The 23,781-nt window shown below is 60.1% G+C and carries 22 protein-coding genes; 10 read left to right on the forward strand and 12 right to left on the reverse strand.

Annotated elements, in window-relative coordinates:
• Nucleotides 1-4 precede the first annotated feature (4 nt).
• Together GUC32_RS19785 and GUC32_RS19790 are read left to right on the forward strand one after the other, a co-directional pair.
• Nucleotides 5-2,416 carry a fimbria/pilus outer membrane usher protein gene (locus tag GUC32_RS19785; RefSeq protein WP_193402952.1) on the forward strand — a complete coding sequence of 804 codons (2,412 nt, stop codon included), beginning with the start codon at nt 5-7 and terminating at the stop codon, nt 2,414-2,416.
• A 25-nt stretch (nt 2,417-2,441) separates the two neighbouring features.
• On the forward strand, nt 2,442-2,996 hold the full coding sequence (locus GUC32_RS19790) for a hypothetical protein (protein WP_025304075.1): 555 nt from the start codon (nt 2,442-2,444) through the stop codon (nt 2,994-2,996).
• Here the strand turns inward: GUC32_RS19790 and GUC32_RS19795 are convergent.
• Complete coding sequence (locus GUC32_RS19795) at nt 2,968-5,250, reverse strand: molybdopterin guanine dinucleotide-containing S/N-oxide reductase (RefSeq protein WP_273830715.1); 2,283 nt, start codon at nt 5,248-5,250, stop codon at nt 2,968-2,970. The genes GUC32_RS19790 and GUC32_RS19795 overlap by 29 nt on opposite strands.
• A 220-nt stretch (nt 5,251-5,470) precedes the next feature.
• On the opposite strand from GUC32_RS19795, the gene galR reads away from it, so the two are divergent.
• The 3 genes from galR to GUC32_RS19810 all read left to right on the forward strand — a co-directional run bounded on the left by galR (nt 5,471) and on the right by GUC32_RS19810 (nt 7,301).
• A complete protein-coding gene (gene galR / locus GUC32_RS19800; protein ID WP_028127674.1) occupies nt 5,471-6,490 on the forward strand; it encodes an HTH-type transcriptional regulator GalR in 1,020 nt (339 codons plus the stop codon).
• A 158-nt stretch (nt 6,491-6,648) separates the two neighbouring features.
• Nucleotides 6,649-6,993: a type II toxin-antitoxin system RelE/ParE family toxin gene (locus tag GUC32_RS19805; protein ID WP_033652133.1), complete on the forward strand. Its 345-nt coding sequence runs from the start codon at nt 6,649-6,651 to the stop codon at nt 6,991-6,993.
• A 5-nt stretch (nt 6,994-6,998) separates the two neighbouring features.
• Nucleotides 6,999-7,301, forward strand: a complete 303-nt coding sequence (locus GUC32_RS19810; RefSeq protein ID WP_025304078.1) for a helix-turn-helix domain-containing protein — start codon at nt 6,999-7,001, stop codon at nt 7,299-7,301.
• A gap of 27 nt (nt 7,302-7,328) precedes the next feature.
• Here GUC32_RS19810 and lysA read toward each other — a convergent pair whose 3' ends face one another.
• Nucleotides 7,329-8,591 (reverse strand): diaminopimelate decarboxylase, encoded by a 1,263-nt coding sequence (gene lysA / locus GUC32_RS19815; RefSeq protein ID WP_049206123.1) that lies wholly within the window; start codon nt 8,589-8,591, stop codon nt 7,329-7,331.
• A 133-nt stretch (nt 8,592-8,724) separates the two neighbouring features.
• On the opposite strand from lysA, the gene GUC32_RS19820 reads away from it, so the two are divergent.
• Nucleotides 8,725-9,648 (forward strand): LysR family transcriptional regulator, encoded by a 924-nt coding sequence (locus tag GUC32_RS19820; protein WP_043139803.1) that lies wholly within the window; start codon nt 8,725-8,727, stop codon nt 9,646-9,648.
• A gap of 27 nt (nt 9,649-9,675) precedes the next feature.
• On the opposite strand, the gene GUC32_RS19825 is transcribed toward GUC32_RS19820, so the two are convergent.
• Complete coding sequence (locus GUC32_RS19825; protein WP_025304081.1) at nt 9,676-10,584, reverse strand: LysR family transcriptional regulator; 909 nt, start codon at nt 10,582-10,584, stop codon at nt 9,676-9,678.
• Nucleotides 10,585-10,692: 108 nt separating this feature from the next.
• Here GUC32_RS19825 and GUC32_RS19830 point away from each other — a divergent pair, with 108 nt between their 5' ends.
• Both GUC32_RS19830 and GUC32_RS19835 read left to right on the forward strand, forming a co-directional pair.
• Nucleotides 10,693-11,577 (forward strand): MBL fold metallo-hydrolase, encoded by an 885-nt coding sequence (locus GUC32_RS19830; protein ID WP_049296175.1) that lies wholly within the window; start codon nt 10,693-10,695, stop codon nt 11,575-11,577.
• 68 nt (nt 11,578-11,645) lie between these two features.
• Entirely contained in the window at nt 11,646-12,293 is a 648-nt protein-coding gene (locus GUC32_RS19835; protein WP_043139796.1) for a DsbA family protein, read from the forward strand.
• Between the two features lie 28 nt (nt 12,294-12,321).
• Here GUC32_RS19835 and GUC32_RS19840 read toward each other — a convergent pair whose 3' ends face one another.
• Nucleotides 12,322-13,029, reverse strand: a complete 708-nt coding sequence (locus tag GUC32_RS19840; protein ID WP_169540612.1) for a tetratricopeptide repeat protein — start codon at nt 13,027-13,029, stop codon at nt 12,322-12,324.
• Between the two features lie 205 nt (nt 13,030-13,234).
• On the opposite strand from GUC32_RS19840, the gene GUC32_RS19845 reads away from it, so the two are divergent.
• The gene (locus tag GUC32_RS19845; protein WP_369435391.1) at nt 13,235-14,962 is read left to right on the forward strand and encodes an ABC transporter ATP-binding protein/permease; all 1,728 of its coding nucleotides are present in this window, start codon (nt 13,235-13,237) and stop codon (nt 14,960-14,962) included.
• Nucleotides 14,963-14,998: 36 nt separating this feature from the next.
• Here GUC32_RS19845 and agaF read toward each other — a convergent pair whose 3' ends face one another.
• The 6 genes from agaF to agaR are packed head-to-tail and all read right to left on the reverse strand — an operon-like array spanning nt 14,999 to nt 19,679.
• Nucleotides 14,999-15,433, reverse strand: a complete 435-nt coding sequence (gene agaF, locus GUC32_RS19850; RefSeq protein ID WP_025304086.1) for a PTS galactosamine/N-acetylgalactosamine transporter subunit IIA — start codon at nt 15,431-15,433, stop codon at nt 14,999-15,001.
• A gap of 10 nt (nt 15,434-15,443) precedes the next feature.
• Nucleotides 15,444-16,337: a PTS system mannose/fructose/sorbose family transporter subunit IID gene (locus GUC32_RS19855; protein WP_025304087.1), complete on the reverse strand. Its 894-nt coding sequence runs from the start codon at nt 16,335-16,337 to the stop codon at nt 15,444-15,446.
• The gene (gene agaW, locus GUC32_RS19860) at nt 16,327-17,106 is read right to left on the reverse strand and encodes a PTS N-acetylgalactosamine transporter subunit IIC (RefSeq protein WP_019455697.1); all 780 of its coding nucleotides are present in this window, start codon (nt 17,104-17,106) and stop codon (nt 16,327-16,329) included. Before agaW ends, GUC32_RS19855 begins: the two co-directional genes overlap by 11 nt.
• A gap of 14 nt (nt 17,107-17,120) precedes the next feature.
• The gene (gene agaV / locus GUC32_RS19865; protein WP_019455696.1) at nt 17,121-17,597 is read right to left on the reverse strand and encodes a PTS N-acetylgalactosamine transporter subunit IIB; all 477 of its coding nucleotides are present in this window, start codon (nt 17,595-17,597) and stop codon (nt 17,121-17,123) included.
• A 1-nt stretch (nt 17,598) separates the two neighbouring features.
• Nucleotides 17,599-18,882: a D-tagatose-bisphosphate aldolase, class II, non-catalytic subunit gene (locus GUC32_RS19870; protein ID WP_043139785.1), complete on the reverse strand. Its 1,284-nt coding sequence runs from the start codon at nt 18,880-18,882 to the stop codon at nt 17,599-17,601.
• A 23-nt stretch (nt 18,883-18,905) separates the two neighbouring features.
• On the reverse strand, nt 18,906-19,679 hold the full coding sequence (gene agaR, locus GUC32_RS19875; RefSeq protein WP_004931804.1) for a transcriptional repressor AgaR: 774 nt from the start codon (nt 19,677-19,679) through the stop codon (nt 18,906-18,908).
• A gap of 503 nt (nt 19,680-20,182) precedes the next feature.
• Between agaR and GUC32_RS19880 the strand changes: the two genes are divergently transcribed.
• Nucleotides 20,183-21,403 (forward strand): MFS transporter, encoded by a 1,221-nt coding sequence (locus tag GUC32_RS19880; protein WP_342096778.1) that lies wholly within the window; start codon nt 20,183-20,185, stop codon nt 21,401-21,403.
• Between the two features lie 183 nt (nt 21,404-21,586).
• Here the strand turns inward: GUC32_RS19880 and GUC32_RS19885 are convergent, their stop codons facing one another.
• Together GUC32_RS19885 and GUC32_RS19890 are read right to left on the reverse strand one after the other, a co-directional pair.
• On the reverse strand, nt 21,587-21,700 hold the full coding sequence (locus GUC32_RS19885; protein WP_049232362.1) for a YmiA family putative membrane protein: 114 nt from the start codon (nt 21,698-21,700) through the stop codon (nt 21,587-21,589).
• 388 nt (nt 21,701-22,088) lie between these two features.
• Nucleotides 22,089-23,741 carry a multidrug ABC transporter permease/ATP-binding protein gene (locus GUC32_RS19890; protein ID WP_369435392.1) on the reverse strand — a complete coding sequence of 551 codons (1,653 nt, stop codon included), beginning with the start codon at nt 23,739-23,741 and terminating at the stop codon, nt 22,089-22,091.
• Nucleotides 23,742-23,781: the final 40 nt, after the last annotated feature.

A 23,781-nucleotide genomic window follows, 5' to 3' on the forward strand; every position in this document is an offset into this window, starting at 1 on the left:
GCCTTTGAAATTGCATATACCGCTACGTCTGCTGGCGTTTTGTCTGCCTATAGGCTATGCCTCGACCAGCCTGGCTGACTACGATATTGAAATGATGCGCGCACTTGGATTACCCAGTGAGATTGCTGATTACTTTTCCTCTGGAGCGAAATTCCCCTCAGGAAAACAAGCGCTATTCATCAACGTCAACGGACAAAATCATGGACGACATGAAGTCAACATAGACAAACAAGGCGAATGGCAATACGACGCTGAACTCGTAGAAAGCCTAGGGTTATACCCCTGCAAGCTCAACACTCAGGCAGATATGCTGATGAGCCAATGTTATCAAGGCAGCCGCATCGACAATGAAACCGGTAATAATCAATTGATTTTGCTGTTGCCCGAGCGCTATATCCGTCGACAACCGGCGGACTATGAATTTGGCGGCCATGCCCTGATGCTGAATTATACCGCGAGCCGATTCGACAGCCAAAATCACAGCAGTGATTACGCGGCGTTGGAAACCGGCTTTAACAGCAATAATTGGCTGTTTCGCCATAATGGCACCTATAACAAGTCAGAACGACATCAGGGGTACACGCCTTATAATAGTTATCTGCAGCGGACATTGACGGATCACGACGCCATGATGCGTTTGGGACGAGCGACGTTATCAGATTCGCTTTACAGCGGCATTACCTTAGATGGCCTGCAATGGCTGCCTGACTCGTCGTTGTCATTGAGTCAACGCAGTGATGTGCCGGTAGTCGAAGGTATCGCCGAGAGCCAAGCCAAGGTTGAGATTTTTCAGAATGGCAGATTAGTTTACGCTACGCAGGTGCAGCCGGGCACTTTCCGCCTGACCGATATCCCTGCGCAGTTCGACGCAGTCGATTTGTCCGTCACCGTCACGGAAAGTAACGGTAGCCGCAAACAATTCATCGTCCCTTATCTGACGACCTCAGGACGCTCTACTCCCCGCCAGGGCAGTTACTCCCTTGCTCTCGGGCGCACTCACAGCCTGGAAAAAAGTACAGAAATGCCTTTCATCACTGGCTCATTCTCTTTGCCATGGCTCAACCACCACCAGGTGAGAGGGGGAAGTTTCCTCAGCCGCGATTATCGCGGCATCGCCGCCGGTTATAGCGTTGCCAATAGCGATTATCGTTTTACAGCCTTGAGCCACGTGGCGCAGTCGCCAAGTGGAAAGGGCACCAAGCTGCAGCTGAATAGTGCATTGCCCCTGATAAAAAACCTTAAGCTGAACGCCGGTTACAGCATCCAGTCAGAGCGATACCGTTCGCCCACACAGCTTCGTTCTCCACGTAAAGATGACGGCGAAGGAACTTATTGGCCTGTATCGCACGGCGCATCATCTTCACACCAACGTCAAAGCTACAGCCTGGGCCTAGGCTGGCACCATAAATACATTGGAAATCTATCTTTAGGCGTTACACGCGCTGAAGGGGGAGATAAGCAACAAAATCAACGAGTCTACGCCTTCTGGAACCGTCAATTTGGCGCAGCCACCGTTGGCGTTAGCCTGGAAAAAGAGCGCAGCCGCGAGGTTCGCGATAACGATACCAGGGTGTTCGCCACCCTTTCATTGCCTCTGGGAAAAAACCGACGTTATAGCGCCAATATGATAAGCAACGGAAGACATCGTAGCATCAGCAACTCGCTTTCCGGCCAAGCGTTGAATGGCGATCTGGCTTATGGACTCAATGCAACACAGGGCACCCAATCCAACAACGGCACCTACTCAGGCAATGTGAACTATTTGAGTCCGTTCACAACGCTTTCCGGCAGCTATAGCCATCTGTCAGAAAATCAGCAGGCATTTTACTACAGTGCCTCTGGCTCCCTGGTGGCAGACAGCAGCGGGCTAACGCTCTCACCACAGAAAATCGGCGATACCTTCGGCGTCTTGACGATACCGGGCCTCGCCGGAATCAGCGTGTCTACGCCAGGCGGAAAGGTGAAAACCTATGGCAAGCAAGGTAAGGCGGTCATCCCAAGGCTGCGTGAGTATCAACCAAGTCTGATTAACGTAGACACCAGCACCTTACCCCCCGGCGCCGATATCGATAACGGCGTGCGCAAGATCAATCTGGCACGTGGCAGCGTTAAACGTATCAATATCGGTGCCATTAATACATTGCGGGCCATTGTCCAGATTAGCTATGCAGACGGCACAAAACCCGCTATCGGCAGCATGATTTTGGATGAACAACAACGAGTGGTCGCTTTTACCAATGATCAGGGCGCAGCCTTCATTGAACATCAGAAAGCGCACCACGCGAAGAACGATGCGTCCTCACAACGCTTCAGCATGAAAAACTCGTCGGGACAGGCATGTTATTTCGCAATTGCTGCAGACACCTCTTCCCGCAATCGTGCCGGCATCAGCCACTCCGAAGCCGTGTGTCGCTAAACGTTCATCGATATCAGGAGAACACATGAAAGTGATTTATTATGGGTTGGCAGCCATAGCCATCAGTTTTGGGGCTAACGCTAACTGCACGCTAACGACCACACAAAACAGCATTTATCTGGGGGAGCACAATATTGGGACACTGTCTCAGCAATCCACTCTGCTGCACAGCGCCCCATTGCAGTATCGGTTGACTTGCGATGAGCCCGTGCAGTTGCAGGGGTTCACTCTGCGGGAGAATAGAAACCTGGCAGAAGGAGGCGGCGCAACCGATGCTTCTAGCTATCTCAGCCTCACGGTTGATGAATTACGCAACGATGATGGTGAGCCCCTTTCCTTTTCACTCGCCCCCGGGCAACCACGCCAAAGACATCTACCCAACTATCGTTTATCCGTCGATCGGGAAGCATTACACATCCTTGTACCGGATAACGAGGTTGGGCAACACTTCACACTGTCATTAACAGTCTCCAGTTTCGCCGCGGCCGCGACACAACTGCGTCAGCAGCAACGCGATAACATCCCGCTGTCGACCCAATTGCTGGTCAGTGCTAACTATCTTGATCCCGACGTTCGGTGAATGCGCTGACCTCCACCAGACAGCTCATGGCGTTCGGCCCCTGCGTCAGCGGCGAGGTGCCGATATCGAGCGTCAGCACGTTCGGGTTGCCCGCCTGCTCGACCGGCCGGCGCTGCGCGTCGTAACCCGGCTCGAACCAGGCGCCGGTCGCCATCAGCACCACGCCGCGCGTCACGCCATCGGTGAGCGATACCCCCGCCAGACAGCTGCCGCGTGCGTTGCTAACCAGCACTTCGGCGCCGTCCGCCACGCCGCGCGGCGCCGCATCGTCCGGATGCATGTACAAGGTTTCGCGCCCGGCAGTCTTGTTGCCCTGCGCCAGCGGCGCCGGATCCATCTGGCTATGCAGGCGATCGCTCGGTTGAATGGAGATCAGGTGCAGCGGCCAGTTTTTGGCCTGCGGCGCGCCCAGCCACTCCACCGGCGGCCGCCACTGCGGATGCGGCGCGAAATCTTCGTAGCGATAGCCGGCGATCCGCTCGCTGAACAGCTCTATCTTGCCGCTGGACGTTTGCAGCGGGTTAGCCTGCGGATCGGCGCGGAACGCCTCAAAAAAGACGAACTCTTTGGCCGGCGCGGGCAGTTCGACATAGCCCCGGCGCCAGAAATCCTCAAACTCGGGCCAGGCGACGCCGGCGCGCTGCTGCGCTGCGCCGCATTGCCGGTAGATAGCTTCGATCCAAGCCCGCTCGTCGCGATTCTCGGTAAAGCGCTCACGATAGCCGAGACGCTCCGCCAGATCGGCGAAAATATCGAAATCGTTGCGCGCCTGATGCTGCGGCGCAATGGCCTGATGCATCGCCAACACGTAGCGATCGCGCGACGAGCCGCCTATGTCGTTACGCTCCAGCGAACTGGTGACCGGCAGCACGATGTCCGCCATTTTGGCCGCCGCCGTCCACCAGATATCTTGAACGATCACCGTGTCCGGCTTCTGCCACCCCTCCACCAGCCGATTCAACTGCTGATGATGATGGAACGGGTTGCCGCCGGCCCAGTGCACCAAATGGATATCCGGATAATGCCGCGTCTCGCCGCAAAATTGATAGGCTTCGCCGGGGTGCAACAGCATGTCGCAGATGCGCGCCACCGGGATCGCCAGCCCGGCCGGGTTTTCGCCTACCGGCATGGTCGGCGCGGGGGTATCCACGCGCGGGTTGCCGACGCCGTTCATCGAGCCGTGGCCGAACGAGAAGCCGCCGCCTGGCAGCCCCACCTGGCCCAGCATCGCCGACAGCGCGATCATCATCCAGTACGGTTGTTCCCCCCGATGTGCGCGTTGCACGGAGTAGGAGCAGGTGATGAAACTGCGCACGCCGATCAGTTGCCGCGCCAGCAGCGCAATACGCGCCGCCGGAATGCCGGTAATGTCGCTGGCCCAGTCGGGGGTTTTCGCCACGCCGTCACCGGCGCCGTTCAGGTAATCCGCCAGCTGTTGATAGCCCACGCAGTGGCTGTGCAAGAAGGCTTCATCCTGCGCGCCCAGCCGCTGGATTTCATAAGCCAGCGCCAGCATCAGCGCCACGTCGGTATTCGGCCGGATCGGGATCCATTCCGCGTTGACGAACGCGGGGCAGTCGTCGCGCATCGGGCTAATGTTGATCACCGGCGTGCCCTTATGCGCCAGCTTTTGCAGCCAGGGTTTGAGCGCATGTTCCGCCGCGCCGCCGGAAGAAACCTGAGCGTTTTTCAGCGCCAGCCCGCCAAACGCCACAAACAACTCGCAATGCTCCACCACGCTCGGCCAACTGGTGACGCGCCCGGTCAAGGGCGAGAAAGTGCCGATCACATACGGCAGAAAGAACTGCGCCGCGCCCCAGCTGTAGTTGCCCTGCTGATCGACCCCGCCGCCGCCGCCGAAGTAGAACCGCCGCACCAGCGAGCGTGCATGGTGCAGCCGCCCGGCCGACGACCAGCCATAAGAACCGGTGAACAGCCCGGAGGCGCCGTAGCGATCGCGCACCCGGCGATTCTCTTCCGCCACCAAATCGAGCGCTAACTCCCAGTCCACCTCGACGAAATCTTCCCTGCCGCGCAGCGTACGGTCGCTGCCCTCGCGCTTTTGCAGCCACGAGCGGCGCACCGCCGGTTTGCGAATGCGTTTGTCGGAGTAGACCATCGGGACGATGGAATCGAGCAGCGGCGAAGGGTCGGGATCGTCGACGAAGGGTTCACAACGGATAAGCCGACCGTCTTCAACCACGGCGGTATAAGCGCCCCAATGGGCGAGCTGCGGATAGCGTTTAATGGACATGGCATTCTCGGCGCAAATCGGAATGCACAGACGTTACCTCAGCCCGGCGCCAGTGCCAACGTACAAATTGCGCTATCGTTCGGTCGTCGATGGTTATGCGTACAGACTCGAAGAGATTCTGCAACGGCCGCCACAAGTTGCGCACGAGACCGCTTGCAGCCCCGGTTTTTTTCCGCAAAACTGGGGGATGTAAGCGATTACCCAGGATGTGTTGACTGATATGGCTACGATAAAGGATGTTGCCAGGCTGGCGGGTGTTTCCGTGGCCACGGTATCCCGCGTGATAAACAATTCCCCCAAGGCCAGCGAAGGGTCGCGCACCGCGGTGCTGGCCGCCATGGAACAACTGCAGTATCACCCTAACGCCAACGCACGAGCGCTGGCGCAGCAATCCACCGAGACGCTGGGCCTGATCGTCTCCGACGTTTCCGATCCCTTCTTCGGCGCAATGGTCAAAGCGGTCGAGCAGGTGGCCTACGCCACCCATAATTTTCTGCTGATTGGCAACGGTTACCACGACGCCGAAAAAGAGCGCCAGGCGATTGAACAGCTGGTGCGGCACCGCTGCGAAGCGCTGGTGGTGCACGCCAAAAGGCTGAGCGATCAGGAACTTTGCGGCTGGATGCAACAGATCCCGGGCATGGTGCTGATCAACCGCACGCTGCCGGGCTTCGAAACACGCTGCGTGGCGCTCGACGATCGCTACGGCGCCTGGCTGGCGACCCGTCATCTGATCCAGCAAGGGCATCAGCGCATTGCCATCATCTGCTCCACTCACCAGATTTCCGACGCTACCGACCGGCTGCAGGGCTATCTCGACGCGCTGCGGGAACACGGTATCGCGGTGGATGAAAAGCTGATCGCCTATGGCGAACCGGACGAGATCGGCGGCGAACAGGCGATGACCGAGTTGCTCGGCCGCGGCCGTTCGTTCTCCGCCATTACCTGCTATAACGATCCGATGGCCGCCGGCGCGCTGTCGGTGCTGAGCGATAACAGCGTCGACGTACCGGGGGAAATTTCGCTGATCGGTTTCGACGACGTGTTGATTTCGCGCTACCTGCGCCCACGCCTGACCACCATTCGCTACCCTATCGTCGCGATGGCCACCCAGGCGGCAGAGCTGGCCCTGGCGCTGGCCAACCGGCAACCGCTGCCGGAAATCACCAACATGTTCAGCCCGACGCTGGTGCGCCGCCACTCGGTCGCCACCCTCAACAACGCGCACGAACAGCCGTAATGACATCGCTGCATGGGTGAGCAGTCACCCATGCGTTCATATTGCGTAGCCCGCCGCATTTCCCGCTTTTGGATTTTTTCCGCTCCCTGCGTTCGTGCATATTGATCGAACAATAACCTTTACGCTATATAGCATAAACGCTATATTCTGAGCACGTCATGTGGCAAGTGGTGACCGTCGAACGGTTCGACGACTGGTTTTTAGCGCTGAACAACGCCCAGCAAACCAGCATCCTGGCGGCGATCTTCAAATTACAGACATTCGGCCCGCAGTTGGCGCGGCCGCACGCCGATACGCTGCATTTTTCCGACGCGGCCCGGCAGTTGAAGGAGCTGCGCGTTCAACATCGCGGGCGCCCTTTCAGAGTGTTTTTCGCTTTTGACCCACAGCGGCAAGCGGTATTGCTGTGCGGCGGCGATAAAACTGGCGACAAACGCTTTTACCAGCGCATGTTGCCCATCGCCGCCATGGAGTTTTCACATTATCTGGCAACCCGGAGGTAGTGCAGATGGCCAAACCGTTATCCCAACTGATCGATAAACTCGATCCCGCCGTCGTTGCCGCAGCCAGGCAAAAAGCGGACAAGGAAATTTTCGAGCTGCGGCTGGCAATGCTGAGGGAAGAGCTGGCGGTCTCTCAGGTTGAATTGGCGAAGCGGCTCGGCATCAGCCAACCCTCCGTCGCCAATTTGGAAAAGCGCGGCAGCGAAATAAAGCTATCGTCGCTCAAACGCTATATCGAGGCGATGGGCGGCACGCTGTCGCTGGATGTGCAATTGCCCAATGGCCAGCACCGCCGCATGACGCTGTAAAGCGGGCGCAAGGCGCCCGCCCGCTGATCAGATAAGCTCCAGCGCGATCAGTTCTTCGATGGTTTGGCGGCGGCGGATCAAACGCGGCTCGCCGTTTTCGAACAGCACTTCAGGCAACAGCGGACGGCTGTTGTAGTTGGAGGACATCGACGCGCCGTAGGCGCCGGTATCGTGGAACACCAGATAATCACCGATCTGCACCGGCGGCAGCTCGCGAGTTTCCACGCCGCCGCCCGCCTGCTGGGTGAAGACGTCGCCGGATTCGCACAGCGGCCCGGCGATCACCGTGTCGCGCAGCGGTTGCCCCGAGGTAGCGCGCCCATCGGCCGGCAACAGTGAAATATGGTGATAGCTGCCGTACATTGCCGGGCGCATCAGATCGTTAAAACCGGCGTCCACCAGCACGAAGTGGCGGCTGCCCATGTCTTTCACCGCCCGCACCTCGGCCACCAAGACGCCCGCTTCCGCCATCAGGAAACGCCCGGGTTCAATCTCCAGCTGCACCGGATGCCCCAGATGCGCGGCGATGCGTTCACGCGCCCGGTTCCACAAACCGAAATAGTGTTCGGTATCGATCGCCTCTTCGCCGTACTGATACGGGATAGACAGGCCGCCGCCGGCGGAAATGGCGCTGATGTCATGACCGAGATCGATCACCTGCTGCACCATCGCATCGCAGACGCGCTCCAGATGCTGGTAATCGACGCCGGAACCGATGTGCATATGCACGCCGATCAGTTGCAGGCCGTAGCGGCGGATTTTCTCCACCGCCTGCGGCAGATCGGCATACCAGATGCCGTGCTTGCTGTTTTCGCCGCCGGTGTTGGTTTTCTGGCTGTGGCCGTGGCCAAACCCCGGGTTAATGCGCAGCCACACCGGATGCCCTGCGGAAACCTGGCCGAGCTGATCCAACATATCGATGGAACCGGCGTTGACCGGGATCTTTAATTCGCTGACGCGCGCCAGCGTGGCATGATCCAACACGTCCGCGGTAAACACGATCTCACTCGGTTCGCCGCCCGGCTGAAAACCGGCCTGCAGCGCCCGTTCGATCTCACCCAGCGACACCGAATCCACCTTCACGCCCTGCTCGCGCATCAAACGCAAAATATGAATGTTCGAACAGGCCTTCTGTGCGAAACGAATGGTGTCGAAGTGGCGCAGTTGAGCGATGCGCTGGCTGATGATGTCCGCATCATAGGCCCAGACCGGGCAACCGAAACGCTGCGGCAAGGCCAGCAGGTTAGCGGCATTCAACGCGGTGGAGGTGTCGTGCAACGAGCGAGGCATGGCGATATTCCCAATTCGAAAATGACGGCAGATAGAGCCATAGTGCCGCACGCTGAATTGGGTGGAAAATATCTATTTAGCCGCAGTCTATTCATTTATGATATGGCTTTCTCTACAGTCGAGCGGCCTTGCCATGCACAGCATCTCTTTGCGGCAGATAGAAATCTTTCGGGCGGTGATGACCACCGGCAACCTGACCGAGGCGGCGGCCCTGCTGCAAACCTCGCAACCGACCGTCAGCCGCGAGCTGGCGCGCTTTGAGAAGCTGATCCGGCTGCAGCTGTTCGACCGGGTGCGCGGGCGCTTGTCCCCCACGGTACAGGGCCTACGGCTGTTCGAAGAGGTGCAACGCTCCTATTACGGCCTCGATCGCATCGTCAACGCCGCCGCCGGCATCCGCCAGTTTCAGCAGGCGCAGCTGTCGATCGTGTGCCTGCCGGTATTTTCCCAATCGCTGCTGCCGGCGGTGTGCCGGCCCTTTATCGAACGTTACCCGGAAGTCAGCTTCAGCGTGATCCCGCAAGAGTCGCCGCTGCTGGAAGAGTGGTTGTCGGCCCAGCGCCACGATCTCGGGCTGACGGAAACCACCCTGACGCCGGCGGGCACCGAGCGGGTAACGCTGATGACGTTGAATGAAGTCTGCGTGCTGCCGGCGGGCCATCCTTTGCTGGCGAAAGACCCACTGACGCCGCAGGATTTCGCCGGGCAGAACTTTATCAGCCTGTCGAGCACCGACAGCTATCGCCACTTGCTCGATGCGCTGTTCGCCGAGCAGGGCGTCGAGCGCCGCATGGTGATGGAAACGCACAGCGCGGCGTCGGTGTGCGCCATGGTGAGGGCCGGCGTGGGGGTGTCAATCGTTAACCCGCTGACGGCGCTCGACTATGCCGGCAACGGCGTGCACGTGCGATCCTTCAGCATCGACGTACCGTTCACCGTCAGCCTGATCCGGCCGCTACACCGCCCTTCGTCGGCGCTGGTGACGGCCTTTATCGACCATTTGCATCAACAGGCCGCACTGTTCACCGCTCGCCTGGCCGCTGCCGTCAAGCGGTGAAAACGGCGTGGGAATGTTGCCGAAGCCTCAGCGCAGCGTCGCCTGCCACTGCGGATCGCTGGCGAACCACTCCACCAGAAAGTCCAGCATGGTACGCAAGGTGGCAGGCATCTGGCGGCGCGAGGTATAGATGCCGTAGATGCCCATCGACTGCGGCCGGTAACCCGGCAGCAGCTCCACCAATTCGCCGCTGGCCAGCAGCGGCGCCGCCGAATAGTAGGGCTGCATGGAAATGCCCGCGCCCTGCACCGTGCCGGCCATCAGCACCACCGACTCGTTGGCGCTCAGGTTGCCGCTGACCGCCACCGCCGATTTCACACCCTGTGCGTCGAAATGCCACAGGCTTTTGCCGAAATAGGAATAAGTCAGGCAGTTGTGCAACGCCAAATCTTGCGGTTGGCGCGGGGTACCGTGCGCCGCCAGATAAGCGGGCGCGGCGCACACCACCGACGCACAGGTGGACAGCGGCCGGGCGATCAGGTTGGGATCCAGCTCGTTGGTGATGCGCAGCGCCAGATCGATGCGCTCCTCCACCAGGTTCACCGCCCGGTTGTTCATCTGCAGATCGACCGCCACCTGCGGGTGGCGCTTCAGATACTGAGCGACGGCCCCCACCAGCGCCGTTTGCCCGAGCGATTGCGAACAGGTGATGCGCAGCAGGCCGCGCAGTTCGTCGCTCTGCCCTTCCTCCACCAGATCGATTTCCCCCGCCAGCGCCAACATTTGTCGGCAGCGCTCCAAAGTACGCTCCCCGGCGTCGGTCAGACTAAGCTTACGGGTAGTGCGATGCAGTAAACGCGCCCCGGCCCATTGCTCCATCTGCGCCAGATAGCGCGTGACCATCGCGCGCGACATCTCCAGCGTTTCCGCGGCGGCGATCATGCTGCCGCGATCGACGATGGTGACAAAAACCTCAGCGGCGGTAATGCGATCCATGATTAGTCCGATTTATGCAACGAATAATTGCTTATTATCCGGTTTTTCTATCGCTTTATGCAACCTAACATCATTACAACATTAACCGATACCTAAGGACCTCTGCCCATGTTTAAGAAATCACTGTTAACTCTGGCCTTCACCGGCGTCGCCACCCTGAGCACTTATGCCACCGCTGCCGATACCCTGACCATGGAAGTGTATAACCCGGGCGAAAAAAGCGTGTTCCCGGTGTCTTCCGAAATCGTCAGCGGCAAACACGAAGTGGCGCTGATCGACGCTCAGTTCCAACGTAATGATGCTGAAGAGCTGGTGAAAAAGATCAAGGCGACCGGCAAGAAGCTGACCACCGTTTATATCAGCCACTCAGACCCGGATTTCTATTTCGGTCTGGACGTGATCAAGGCGGCCTTCCCGGAGGCGAAAATCATCGCTTCGCCTGGCACCATCAAAGACATCAATGCGACCAAAGACGGTAAAGTTGCCTACTGGGGCCCGATCTTGAAAGACAACGCGCCAAAAACCGTGATCGTGCCGCAGCCGCTGCAAGGCGATAGCTTCACCATCGACGGCCAGAAAGTGGAAGTGAAAGGCTTGAACGGCCCGACCCCCGATCGCACCTTCGTGTGGATCCCGGCGCTGAAAGCGGTCGTGGGCGGCGTCGCGGTCGCCGGTGACAATATCCATCCGTGGATCGCCGACAACCAGACCGTGGAATCGCGCCAGCACTGGCAGCAGACGCTGAAAAATATCGAAGCGCTGAAGCCGCAGGTCGTCGTGCCGGGCCACTTCCTGCCGGGCGCCGCGCAAACGCTGGCATCGGTGCACTTTACCCAAAAATACCTGACCACGCTGGAAGCCGAACTGCCGAAGGCCAAGGATTCCGCCGCGCTGATTGAAGCGATGAAAAAGCATTACCCGACGCTGAAAGACGAATCGAGCCTGGAACTGAGCGCAAAAGTGCTGAAAGGCGAGATGAAGTGGCCGCAATAAGCGCCCCTGCGTGATTGAACCAGCCCTGGCGCCGCGGTGAACTGCCGCGCGCCAAGCGAGGAGTAAAAATGACCGAAACCACTCTGCATTATATTTTCGATCCGCTGTGCGGCTGGTGCTACGGCGCCACGCCGCTGGTGAAAGCGGCTCAGAGCCTCCCCGGGCTGAAGGTCGTGCCGCACGCCGGCGGCATGATGACCGGCAACAACCGTCGTCAAATCACCGACGAATGGCGCAACTACGTCATTCCGCACGACAAACGTATCGCCGAGATGACGGGCCAGCCTTTTGGCGAAGCCTATTTCAACGGCCTGCTGCGCGACACCACGGCAGTGATGGATTCCGAGCCGCCGATCACCGCTATCCTGGCGGCGGAGAAACTGGCGGGACGCGGGCTGGACATGCTGCACCGCATTCAGCGGGCGCACTACCAGGAAGGCCGGCGCATCGCCGACACGCCGGTGCTGGAAGCGTTGGCGAAAGAGCTGGGGTTGCCTTCGGCGGCGTTTATCGCCGAAATGCGCTTTAGCAGCGGCGCGCCGACCGCGCAACACATCGCGGAAAGCCGGGCGCTGCTGGCCAAAGTGCAAGGCCAGGGCTTCCCGACCTTTGCGCTGCAGGACAGCGAAGGCCGCCTGCATCTGCTGCCGGCCGGCAACTATCTGGGTAACGTGGAAGCCTGGAAAAACCTGCTGGGTGCCGCCGCGCTGGCGTAACCCTTCTCGCCCCGATCGCCGGGGCGGGTCATTCGACCCGCACGAACCGCCCTTCCGCCCGCACGTTGTGACCGAACCCGCAATCCCCCCGCGTGTGCATCTCCAGCGCTTGTTTGCCAAACGCCATTGTCACGTCGCAGACCTGCGCGCTTTCCGCTTCATGCTGGTGGTAGACAGCCTTGCCGTGTTCGATCGGCAGCTCGGCGGTGAAGTCGCCCATGTTCGGCCCGTAATACAGCCCCATCTGCGGCATGGCGTAGCCGGAAAACGCGATCAACCAGCGCTCGCCCTGCGGCTTCACTGTCACTTCGCTCCACACGCCGCGCCCGGCGTATTGCCAATACACGCCGGCCGGCCCCTGCGGCTGTGGCCACTGCGCCAGGCGTTGGCGCAACAGGCTCATGTTGTGCTGCGATTTGTCATCGTGCGGCGCCAGCGCCAGATAGGCCTGCGCCTTGAGCAATTCGCCGGCGTGCATCAGCGACAACGCCACGTTGTTGTAAGCCGTGGCGACAGCCTGCTCGCTCAGGCCGCAAAACTCGCTCCAAGCCGCCTGATCGCGAAAGATGTCGGCGGCTTTAGCGTAATCCTGCCGCTGATAGGCCTTTTTTCCCAGTTCGGCGTAGCTCGCCACCTTTTGGCAGTCGGCGGCGATGTCCGGCTCGTCAATGTGCGCCCAGGCCCGGACGCTGGCGAAGACGCCGCAGGTCAGCAACAGAGGAAACCAAGCCTTCATCGTTTATCCTTTCTGCAAAAATTCGGCGCCAGTATAACCGCCCGGCGCCGGAGTGTATGCCGCAATTGCGCCCAGCTGCACGCTGCCGGCGATTCAGCCGCTTTATTTCAAACGGTTAGCGGAGTTAAAACTGCTTACAGTCACGGTTTGTTTGTTACCGGCCCGCAGCCCATGCTGAACGAAATACCGCAATTATCGAGCCGTTATGAACGCAACCCCCTTGCAGAAACACGCCGTGTGGCAGCTGATCAAACCCTTTTGGGTGTCGGAGGAACGATGGCGCGCCTGGATGATGCTGATCGCCATCGTCATCCTGTCACTCGGCCTGGTCTATATCAGCGTGCTGATCAACCAGTGGAACCAGGTGTTCTACGATGCGTTGCAGAACAAAAACTACCCGGTGTTCAAGGCGCAGCTGTGGCGCTTTACCTATCTGGCGCTGATTTTTATCGTGTTGGCGGTCTACAAGATCTACCTCACCCAGGGGCTACAGATGCGCTGGCGGCGCTGGATGACGGAAAAGTTCATGGGGAAGTGGTTGGCGCACCAGGCGTATTATCACACCGAGCAGCAACAGATCGTCGATAACCCCGATCAGCGTATCGCGGAAGATCTCAACGTATTGACCCAATATACCCTGTCGCTGTCACTCGGGCTGCTCTCCAGCCTGGTGACGCTGTTTTCCTTTATCGACATTTTATGGCACGTCAGCGGGCCGATGACCTTCGCGCTCGGTCAGCACGCCATCACGCTGTCCGGCTATATGGTGTGGTTCGCGCTGCTGTATGCGGTGCTGGGATCGCTGCTGATCTGGTGGGTCGGCAAACCGCTGGTCATGCTGGGCTTCAACCAGGAACGGTACGAGGCGAACTTCCGTTTCGGCCTGATCCGCATCCGCGAAAACAACGACGCCATCGCGCTGTACCACGGCGAACCGCGCGAGGCACAGCAGCTAGGCGATCGTTTTGACACCATTCGCAGCAACTGGTGGGCAATTATGCGCATCACCCGGCGGCTGAACATTGCCACCAACTTCTACAGCCAGTTCGCCATCGTGTTTCCCCTGCTGGTGGCCGCGCCGCGCTATTTCTCCGGCGCCATTCAGATGGGCGGCCTGATGCAGATCGCCTCGGCCTTCGGTCAGGTACAGGGGGCGCTGTCGTGGTTTATCGACGCGTTTAACGACTTGGCGACCTGGAAAGCCTGCGTTAACCGTTTGGCCGGCTTCAACGCCGCCGTCGTTCAGGTTCACCATCAGCCGCGCGGCATTCAGCTGCGGGAAGAGGCCGCCCATCCGTTAACGCTGGATAATCTCAGCCTGAACTTACCCGACGGCCAGCCGCTGCTGGCCGGCGCCAAGATGACGCTGCAACGCGGCGATCGCCTGCTGATCGTCGGCCCTTCCGGCTGCGGCAAATCGACGCTGCTGCGGGCCATCGCCGGCATTTGGCCTTACGGCGCGGGCGCCATCGGGCTGCCGGCCAACGCCAATACCCTGTTCCTGCCGCAGCGCAGCTACATTCCGATCGGCACGCTGCGCGAGGCGCTGAGCTACCCGAGCCAGGCGACACAATACAGCGACGAGCAGCTGATGCGGGTGCTGGAAAACTGCCGCCTGAAGCACCTGCAGCGCTGGCTGGATACCGCCGCCAACTGGAGCCACCGCCTGTCGCCGGGCGAGCAACAGCGGCTGGCGTTCGCCCGCGCCCTGCTGATTCGCCCGAGCATCCTGTTCCTCGACGAAGCCACCAGCGCGCTGGACGACGAAACCGAGCAACTGATGTACTGCCTGCTGGTGGATGAACTGCCGGACGTGACGCTGATCAGCGTGGCGCACCGCAACAGCGTGGCGAAGTACCACCAGACCTGCTGGCGCTTCAGCCGCAGCGAAGATCAACCGGCGCGCCTGGCGCTGAGCCCGCTGCCGGTATAACCCGCAGAGCCGGGCGCTACCGCGCCCGGCGTTCGTTCAGATGCCGTCGGTCTGCACGTCTTCGCACTTCACTCGGCGGCGCTCATGCCACAGGCTGGTCAGGCCCCGTTTGCCGCACGCCAGCGCCACCTCGCGAAACTCATCCAGGCTCAACCCGTCGCGCTCCAGCATCATTTCCGCCGCCAGCTGCATATTGACGCCGGTGAGCACTTCGCAATCGCCCTGCTCATCCGCCAGTTCGCAGGCACTGCGAAACGGCGAACCGCCGAGCATATCGGTCAGGAACACCACACCGTCCGGCTGCATCACCGCAGCCAGCGCCGAGCGTAGGGCGTCCCTGAGCTGCGCGGTACTCATCTGTTCGGGGAAATCAACCGCCGCGCAGTGCCGCTGCGGCCCCACCACCTGTTCCACCGCCTGCAACAGCCCGGTGGCAAAACCGCCGTGGCCGGTAATCACAATGCCTGGCATCGCTCGCTCCTCACAAAATGCCGATAAATTTGCCCACTACGCCAATCGCTACGGTGACGCCTATCAGCTTCACCGGTGAGAATCCGCGCTTCATCAGGAAGAAAATAAGCAGCGTGAAACACAGCGGCAATAAATTGGGCATCAACTTGTCCAGCACGTCGGTCTGCAAGGCCACACTGGCCTTGCCGGCATGCATTACCAGCGGCGTGGACAGGTGCACATACGACGCCACCAGCGCGCCGATCACCGTCATGCCAACGATCGACGCGGCGTGAGAAATGCGCCGGGTGTGGGTCTTCAGCAGCGCCAGCGCGCTGGTGCCGGCCTGATAGCCGTAGTGCGCCAGCCCAAAACGCAGGCCGAAATGAAACAGGTTGAACAGCAGCAGGAAGACGATAGGCCCGAACAAGCTCCCTTCCAACGCCAGCGAAGCGCCTATCCCGGCACAGATCGGCAGCAGCGTCAGCCAAAATAGCGCGTCGCCGATACCGCCGAGCGGCCCCATCAGCGCCACTTTCACCGCGCGAATGGTGGAGATTTTCTCCTTGTTCTGCTCCATCGCCAGCACCAGGCCGGACAGGAAGGTGACGTCGAACGGGTGCACGTTGATAAATTCCATGTGCATCTTCATCGAGTTGGCCAGATCCTGCGGGTTGCGGTGGATCTTGCGCAGCCCAGGGATCAGCTGATACAGCCAGCCGCCCGCCTGCATGCGTTCATAGTTGAACGACGCCTGCAGCAGCAGCGAACGCCAGGCCATGCGGTTGATGTCGCCGCGCGTCAGCGCCTCGGCGGGCTGGCTGTCCAGATAGTCGTCCTGCTCCACCTGGCTGGTGGCCAGCGCCTGCGCCATGCGCTGCTCGGCCTTTTGCGCCAGCAGATCGTCGGAATCGTTAAATGCCATCTTCGGCGTCCTCCTGCGGAGCGGGCCGGGCGGTCGCCTCTGCCGCGCCGCGTTGCGTGTTGAAGAAATCAATCAAAGCGATCGCCAGGGCGCCCAGCGCCACTGCCAGGATCGGCAGCTTGAGGAACGTGACCGAGATGAAACCGAGGATAAAATAGGCCACGTAGGTTTTTTTCATCATCACCTTCATCAGCAGCGAGAAACCGATCGCCGGCATCATGCCGCCCGCCACCGCCAGCCCGTCCAGCAGCCAGCCCGGCGCTTTCTGCACCATGGCGCTGGCCGCGTCGGCGCCGAAGTAAATCGGTAGGAACGCCACCACGAAATAGAAGATGAACAGGATGCTGATGCCGAGATAGTTCACCCGTTCGATGCCGCGCCAGTTCAGCTCTTTCACCATGCGATCGCAGCGGTGCATCATCGGTGAGAACAGCGTAAACAGCAGCGTGATGCAGCCCTGCACCGCAATCGAGAACGGCACTGCCACGCCGATCGCCACTTTAGGATCGGCCTTGGTCAGAATGGCGAACGCGGTGCCGATCACCCCGCCGATCACCACGTTCGGCGGTTGGGCGCCCGCCAGCGGCACCATCCCCATCCACACCAGCTCCAGCGTCCCGCCCACCAGCAAGCCGGTGTAGACGTCACCCAAAATCAGCCCCACCAGCGGCCCCATCACCACCGGCCGGTGGAAGTGGGTTAGACCGTCGAACAGGTCAACCCCCGCCAATCCGGCCAACAGCGCAATCAATAACGCATCCGTCAACATGCTTCCCCCCAGGCTCAAAAGAGCAATTTGCCGATCGCCTCACCCGCCTCATCCGGCACCCGGCGCACTTCGCACTCCACGCCCAGCGCCGCCAGCGCGCGGAACGCGGCCACGTCGCCGTCGTCCAGCGACACCGTTTTGTGCACCTGCCGCTTCCCCTCGGCGAAGTGCATATTGCCGACGTTGACGAAACGGATCGGCACCCCGCCGCGCACCAGCGTCAACACGTCCTGCGGTGTTTTGCACACCAGAAAAATCTTCTGCCTGTCCGCCGCCTTGTGGATCACGTCGATGGTTTTCTGCAGCGTGAAGTAGCGGGTCTGCACCCCTTCCGCCACCACCATGTCCATCAGGTTCTGCTGCACCGGATCGGCGGCGGCCTCGTCGTTGGCCACCACCACCAGGTTGGCGCCGAGGGTATTGGTCCAGGTCACACCCACCTGGCCGTGCACCAGGCGATTGTCGATGCGGGTCATTAAAATGTTCGGCATGTCAGCGGCCCTCCGGGTAACAGGCGGCATGGTAATCGTCGAGCACCTGCGTCACTTTATGCAGCACCCACTCCTGCGGATCGGCGCTTAATTCGCCGGCGTTCAGCGCCCGCGCCTGATCCGGCAGGTACTGGCTGAGCAGCGCCAGCGGTGCCGGGCTGCGGCGCAGGTTGTCCAGCAACCCGTCGACGGCCTGCTGCACCTGCGGCTGCGGCCAGTAGTAACGCACCCGATCGCTCAGGCTGTAGTGGCGATCGAGATACTGCTGGTGCGGCGTGCCGTGGTAATAGCGGCTCCACTGCTGCGGCTGCTCGCGCATCACCTGCTCCAGCGTGGCGCACAGCTGCGCCGACTGGCGTTCCCCCAGCCATTCACGCTCGATGCGATCGAGGGCGAACAGCGCTTCGCGCAGCGCGAAGGTCAGCGCCGGCCCCACCTTCAGGATGGCGAAGTGATCGCGCACCAGTTGGCGGTAGGCCTGCGGTGGTTGGTAGTCCGTAGAGTGCGCTTCATAGATCATGCCCGGCTGCCTTTCGATGAAGTGGCTCAATGCGTCGGCGCGCTGCGGTTGGTAATGCTCAACGCTGTGGTGATCGAACTCGACGCCCGGCTGTACCACCAGCGCGATAGTTCGCTGCCAGGCATCGTTCAGCTCGGCTTTTTGCCAGGCGATGCGGTGCGTTTCCAGCGTTTGCGCCACCGCCTGCGGCGTGGTGACCTGCAGACCCGCCAGCGCCTCCTGCGCGCCGCCCGGGACCGGCACTTCGGTGCCGATTACATAGACCGGCGCTTCGCCGCCGCTCTGCGCCCAGGCCCGCTCCGCCACCGCGCACAGGCGCGCCGCACGCTCGGCGACCGTGGCATCCCCCAGGGGCGAGGGATCGCCGGCGCACGACATGGAACAATCGAGGTGAATTTTGCGAAATCCGGCGCGAACGTAATCGTCGATCAAGGTTTCCGCCAGCGCCATCGCCTCCTGAGCCGGGCGATCTTGCCAAGCGTTGGGCCCCAGGTGATCGCCACCCAGCCACACGCGCTCGCGCGCCAGGCCCACTTCATCCGCCAGGCGCCACAGCGCATCGCGGAACTGGGCCGCCGTTTGGCCGGTATAGCCGCCGAATTGATTAACCTGGTTGGACGTCGCCTCCACCAATACCGGCGTGCCGCGCGCTTTGGCCTGCCGCAGCGCGGCCTTCAGAACCCAGGGATGGGCGGAACAGACGGAAAAGATCCCGACCGGCATACCGGCCTTGTGCTGCTCGACAAGCTGTAACAACTGCTGCATGAAGCCCCCATGCAGGCGCCCTGCTACCGATCGGCGATGATGACCTCCACGCCCAGTTCGGTTAACGCCCGCTCGTAATCGTCCGGAAGACGGCTGTCGGTGATCAGCCGATGGATTTGTCCGGCTTCGCGAATCATGCAAAAGCTCTTGCGACCGAATTTGCTGGCATCCGCCACCGCGATAATCTCGCGTGCCACCTCGCACATCACGCGATTGAGGTGCGCCTCACCGGGGTGAGGCGTGGTGATGCCGGCGCTCAGATCGAACCCGTCGACGCCCAAAAACAGTTTGTCGAAGCGGTACTGACGCAATTGCTGCTCGGCAGCCGGACCGTAGAGCGAGTAAGAGTTGCGGCGCACGCTGCCCCCCAGCACCATGACTTCCACCCCGTCGTTTCCCGAAAGCTCGTAGGCAATGTTCAGCGCATTGGTCATCACCACCAGATCGCGCCGCCCCTTCAGGAACGGCACGATCTGCGCGGTGGTGGAACCGGAATCGAGGATCAACGCATCGCCATCGCGCACATAGCCGGCCGCCGCGTTGGCGATCAGCGTTTTGACGTCGCGATTCAACCGCCCTTTGTCCCGTAACGGCCGATCGAAAGCGAATTGCTGATTGAGCATTGCGCCGCCGTAAGCGCGCAGCGCACACCCTTTTCGTTCCAGAAAGCGCAGATCGTTGCGGATCGTCACCGTGGATACCGCAAACTGCTTACTGAGCTGCTCCACGCGCACGCTGCCGTGCTCGCATAACAGATCGATGATGTGTTCACGTCGCTTTGCGGTATTCACTGGCATGAGCTGCGGTCCTCAGGTTTCCGGCAACGCCGGGGAGAAGATGGCTTTCGCTCTACTGCGCTGGCATTACAGCAAAGCGAAAGCAATGAAATTGTGATCGGGCTTACAGCCCCGTTTTAGCAAAAAAACCGCCAAAAAACCTTTCGAATCGAAACGAATCGAAAAGCAAAAAGTGGAATGGGAGAAAAATGAAATGCCATGACGAGCGCTAACCCCCGGAGCGCTGAGACGTGGGCTGCACGGAAAGCGAAAGCGGCGCATGGTGCGCCCCACGCCATGACTTTTAGTTCACTCAGTGACCAGGATCACATAATGATAATTATCCTGCGGCCGGCGGGCATTAACCGCCACCATCCCGCCGGGCCATCCCCTTGTCAGTACGAGCCATCTTCCCTACACTTGCGATCAGATATCGGCCCCTTGTCGGTACGTAAGCGTTAACGTCAATCAACGCATCACGCCATGCAGCGCTGATTGACTGCATGCCCTGGTGCGAGGAACCCATGCCGCAACCCGCTTCATCCCCAGCGTCCACCGCGACCCCGCGTCGCCGGTTACACTGCCCTATTTTGCTGATCGTCGGCATTATGCTGATCGCGGCCAACCTGCGCGCCGCCCTGACCAGCGTCGGCCCGCTGCTGGAGCAGATCCAGCAACAGCTGGCGTTGTCCGCCACCGCCGCCGGCCTGATCAACTCACTGCCGCTGATCCTGTTCGCCATTCTCTCGCCGCTGACCCCAGCGCTGGCGAAACGCATCGGCATCGAGCGCACCCTGGGCCTGGCCCTCGCGCTGCTGGTCTGCGGTATCGTGCTACGTTCCCTGCCGCAAGACGCCATGCTCTGGCCGGGCAGCGTCCTGATCGGCGCCGCCATCGCCTTCGCCAACGTGGTGCTGCCAACGCTGGTGAAAAGAGATTTCCCACATCGCGCCGCCGCGATGATCGCTGCCTATGCGGCGGTGATGTCACTGGTTGCCGCCATCGCTTCCGGCCTGGCCGTGCCACTGGCCTCCCTGGCCAACCTCGGCTGGCGGTTCTCTTTGCTGTGTTGGGGTTTGCCCGCGCTGCTGGCGCTGTTGGTGTGGCTGCCGCAGCTGCGGCGCTCCGCCACCCCCGTCGCCAAAGAGCCGCAGCCAACAGAGCTGCAACGCTATCGCTCTCCCTGGGGCAGCGCACTGGGTTGGCAAGTAGCGATGTTCATGGGGCTGCAATCGATCGCCTTCTACACCATCATCGGCTGGTTCAGCGCCTTTGCCGCCAGCCACGGCACCTCCGCTCAGCAGGCGGGTTTCGAACTGTTCGTTTACCAGGTGGTGGCAATCGTCGCCAACTTTGTCATGGTGGTGATTTTGCCGCGTGCGCGCGATCAGCGGGCAATAGCGTTGGGCAGCTCGCTGCTGATCTTCATCGGCGTCGGGGGATTATTGGTGCAACCCGCCAGTTCACTGGTGTGGCTGACGTTTGCCGGGTTGGGGGCGGGGAGTTCGCTGGTGCTGGCGCTGTCGTTCTTTGGATTGCGCAGTCAGCATCATCATCAGGCGACGCTGCTGTCGGGTATGGCGCAATCCGTCGGTTATCTGTTAGCGGCGCTGGGGCCCACCCTATTTGGCTTACTGCACGATCTGACGGAAGGCTGGCGCTGGCCGTTGATCGCCCTGCTGTGCCTGACCGTCTTGCAAATGCTGTTCGGCGCGTTGGCCGGCCGCAGCCGCGTGATCAGCTAACGCTGCGGCGCGATGGGGGCCGCGCCGCCTCAGAGTCGGTGTCCTGCCATAAATCTTCAATAAAGGCGCGCTGCTCATCGCTCAGCACCCATGACGGCGGAATTTTGGACGGTGCGCGACGCTCAGCGCCCTCACGGTTTTTAGCCTGCTTTTTGTTCACGAATCGCCTTCCTGCTTAACCTGCTAACTCAGTAACCAGTAAATCACGGCGGCGGTTAACAGCCAGAATAGCCCGCTACCGATAAACACACACAGCCATGCTCTACGTTTGATATCAGATCCATCCTTGCTCACCACAGCGCCCTCAACCAATAGATTAAACCATTCAAACATTAATTATCGATCTGTTTTAACGATCAATAAAGTCGTTTTTTCCTATGGAAATTTAAAAAACAGCTGCTAGCCATAGATCTGCATTACCGCCCTGGTAAGAACGGCACCGTGGATATCACTGTTATCGGCAGGCGATAACTTGAATTGATAGGCGAACGAACGTGCAGTGTGTCATACCTTGAAAGGTCAAAATTAAACCACTGGTAAATAATTTAACTATCAATTATTTGACTGGCCGTAAGCCAAATCGACAACAGACAGCGCTAAAGGCGGAGGATAAAATGAAACGACATACTGGGATCATACGAAGAGAAGCACCGGCCCGCTTTGGTCTCGCCCGGGCCGGCGTGAGTTAACCGATTCTGCTGACGGAATCCCGGCTGGCATGTTCACGCTCGCTGCCGGTCAGCTCACGTAAATGACCCGAGCGCATCTCAAGCAACCGATCGGCGTATTCGAAATAGTGATCGTCATGGCTGATGGCAAACACCGTTTTGCCCAGCGCACGCAGTTCTGGCAATAGTTCACGATAGAAAATGCGCCGGAATTGCGGATCCTGATCCGCGGCCCATTCATCCAACAGCAAGATATCGCGCTGTTCCGCCACCGCCAGCAGCAAAGCCAGACGCTTGCGCTGCCCCTGCGACAGTTGCGGGTTGGTCACCCTGGTGCCGTCGAACTGCAGTTTGCTTTTCATATTCAACCGCTCGAGCCAGGCGGCGACCAGCTTCGCATCGGGTTCACCGCCTTCCGGCCCTTGTAAACGATCGAACTGATGAAAATCGGTGAAAATCGCCGAAAATAGCCGGCGGTAGTCCGGCATATCCGCCGCGGTCTGGGCGACGCCATCCAGCACGATGTGGCCGCTCACCGGTCGGTACAATCCGGTCAACAGCATCGCCAGCGTTGACTTGCCGCTGCCGTTGCCGCCGATCAAAAAGACCAGCTCGCCACGCCGCAGCGTCAGATTAAGCGGCCCGACGGCAAAACCGGGCTGCTGTTCCTTATCTGCATAGTGAAAAACCACGTCACGCAGCTCCAGCGTCTGCCAGGAACGGCAGGCGGCGACAGGAAACGCCGGTTGGTACTCGGCCAAGTGCAGCGTCTTCAGCTTGTTGAAGGCGACTTCGGCGCTGACCAGCGTCGGAAACGCCCCCACCGCCTGCAGTAATGGCGTGCGCAAGAACAGCAGCGTCAGGGAATAGGTGGCAGCCACCGCCGAGTCCGCCCATCCCAGGCTGTTAGCCATAAAGAACACCAGCCCAATCGCGCCTAACATCATGATATTTGACCAGTTGAGCGCACTCAAATGGAAGGTATCGGCGCGAATGATATGGTGGCGGTAAGTTTGCGCATCGGGTTGATAGGTCTGTTCGTACAGCGCCTGCGCTCGCTTGCGGTTTAACGTCAGTTCCTTGCGACCGTCAATCACCGATTCGTAATGATGATAGAGACGCTCTTCCGACTCGCGCAAACTGGCCATATGGCGATAAACCCGCGAGACCAGGCAGCCGCTGCCCACCACGGTGACGGCGACCCACACCGCCGTCACCGCCAACATTTTCGGCGATAACCCCCCCAGATAGGCCGCCGACCCCAAGGTTAAAATCACCCCTTGCACCAGTTCGGGCAAGCGCACGAAGGCGACGGTGATATTGCGGACATCGCTGGACAGGCTCGCCAACAATGAGGCGCTGCCTAACTGTTCAAGGCGTTCAATATCGGTATCCAGGATGCGCTTCACTAACTGCCCGCGCAGGCGGTAGACGAAGTAATGGCCCAATGTCGTCAGCGCCAATTGCGATCCCAGCGTGACCGCCATCAGCAATGCCAGCAGGGCGAGAAACATTGGCAGTACGGCCAACGCATCGCCGCCGGCGTCCATCAGGTATTGATTGATAAACGCAATAATACCGATGCCTAAGCCGGCGCTGGTCATGGTCAATGCCATAACCGCCAGAAATGGCCAACGATACTGGTGATAAACCACCCGTAGCAGTTCCATGAAAAAACCTCTGAAGTCGCGATCTGGCAGGCATTGTAAG

The organism is Serratia sp. NGAS9 (assembly GCF_009905295.1).
GTDB classification, from domain to species: Bacteria; Pseudomonadota; Gammaproteobacteria; order Enterobacterales; family Enterobacteriaceae; genus Serratia; species Serratia bockelmannii.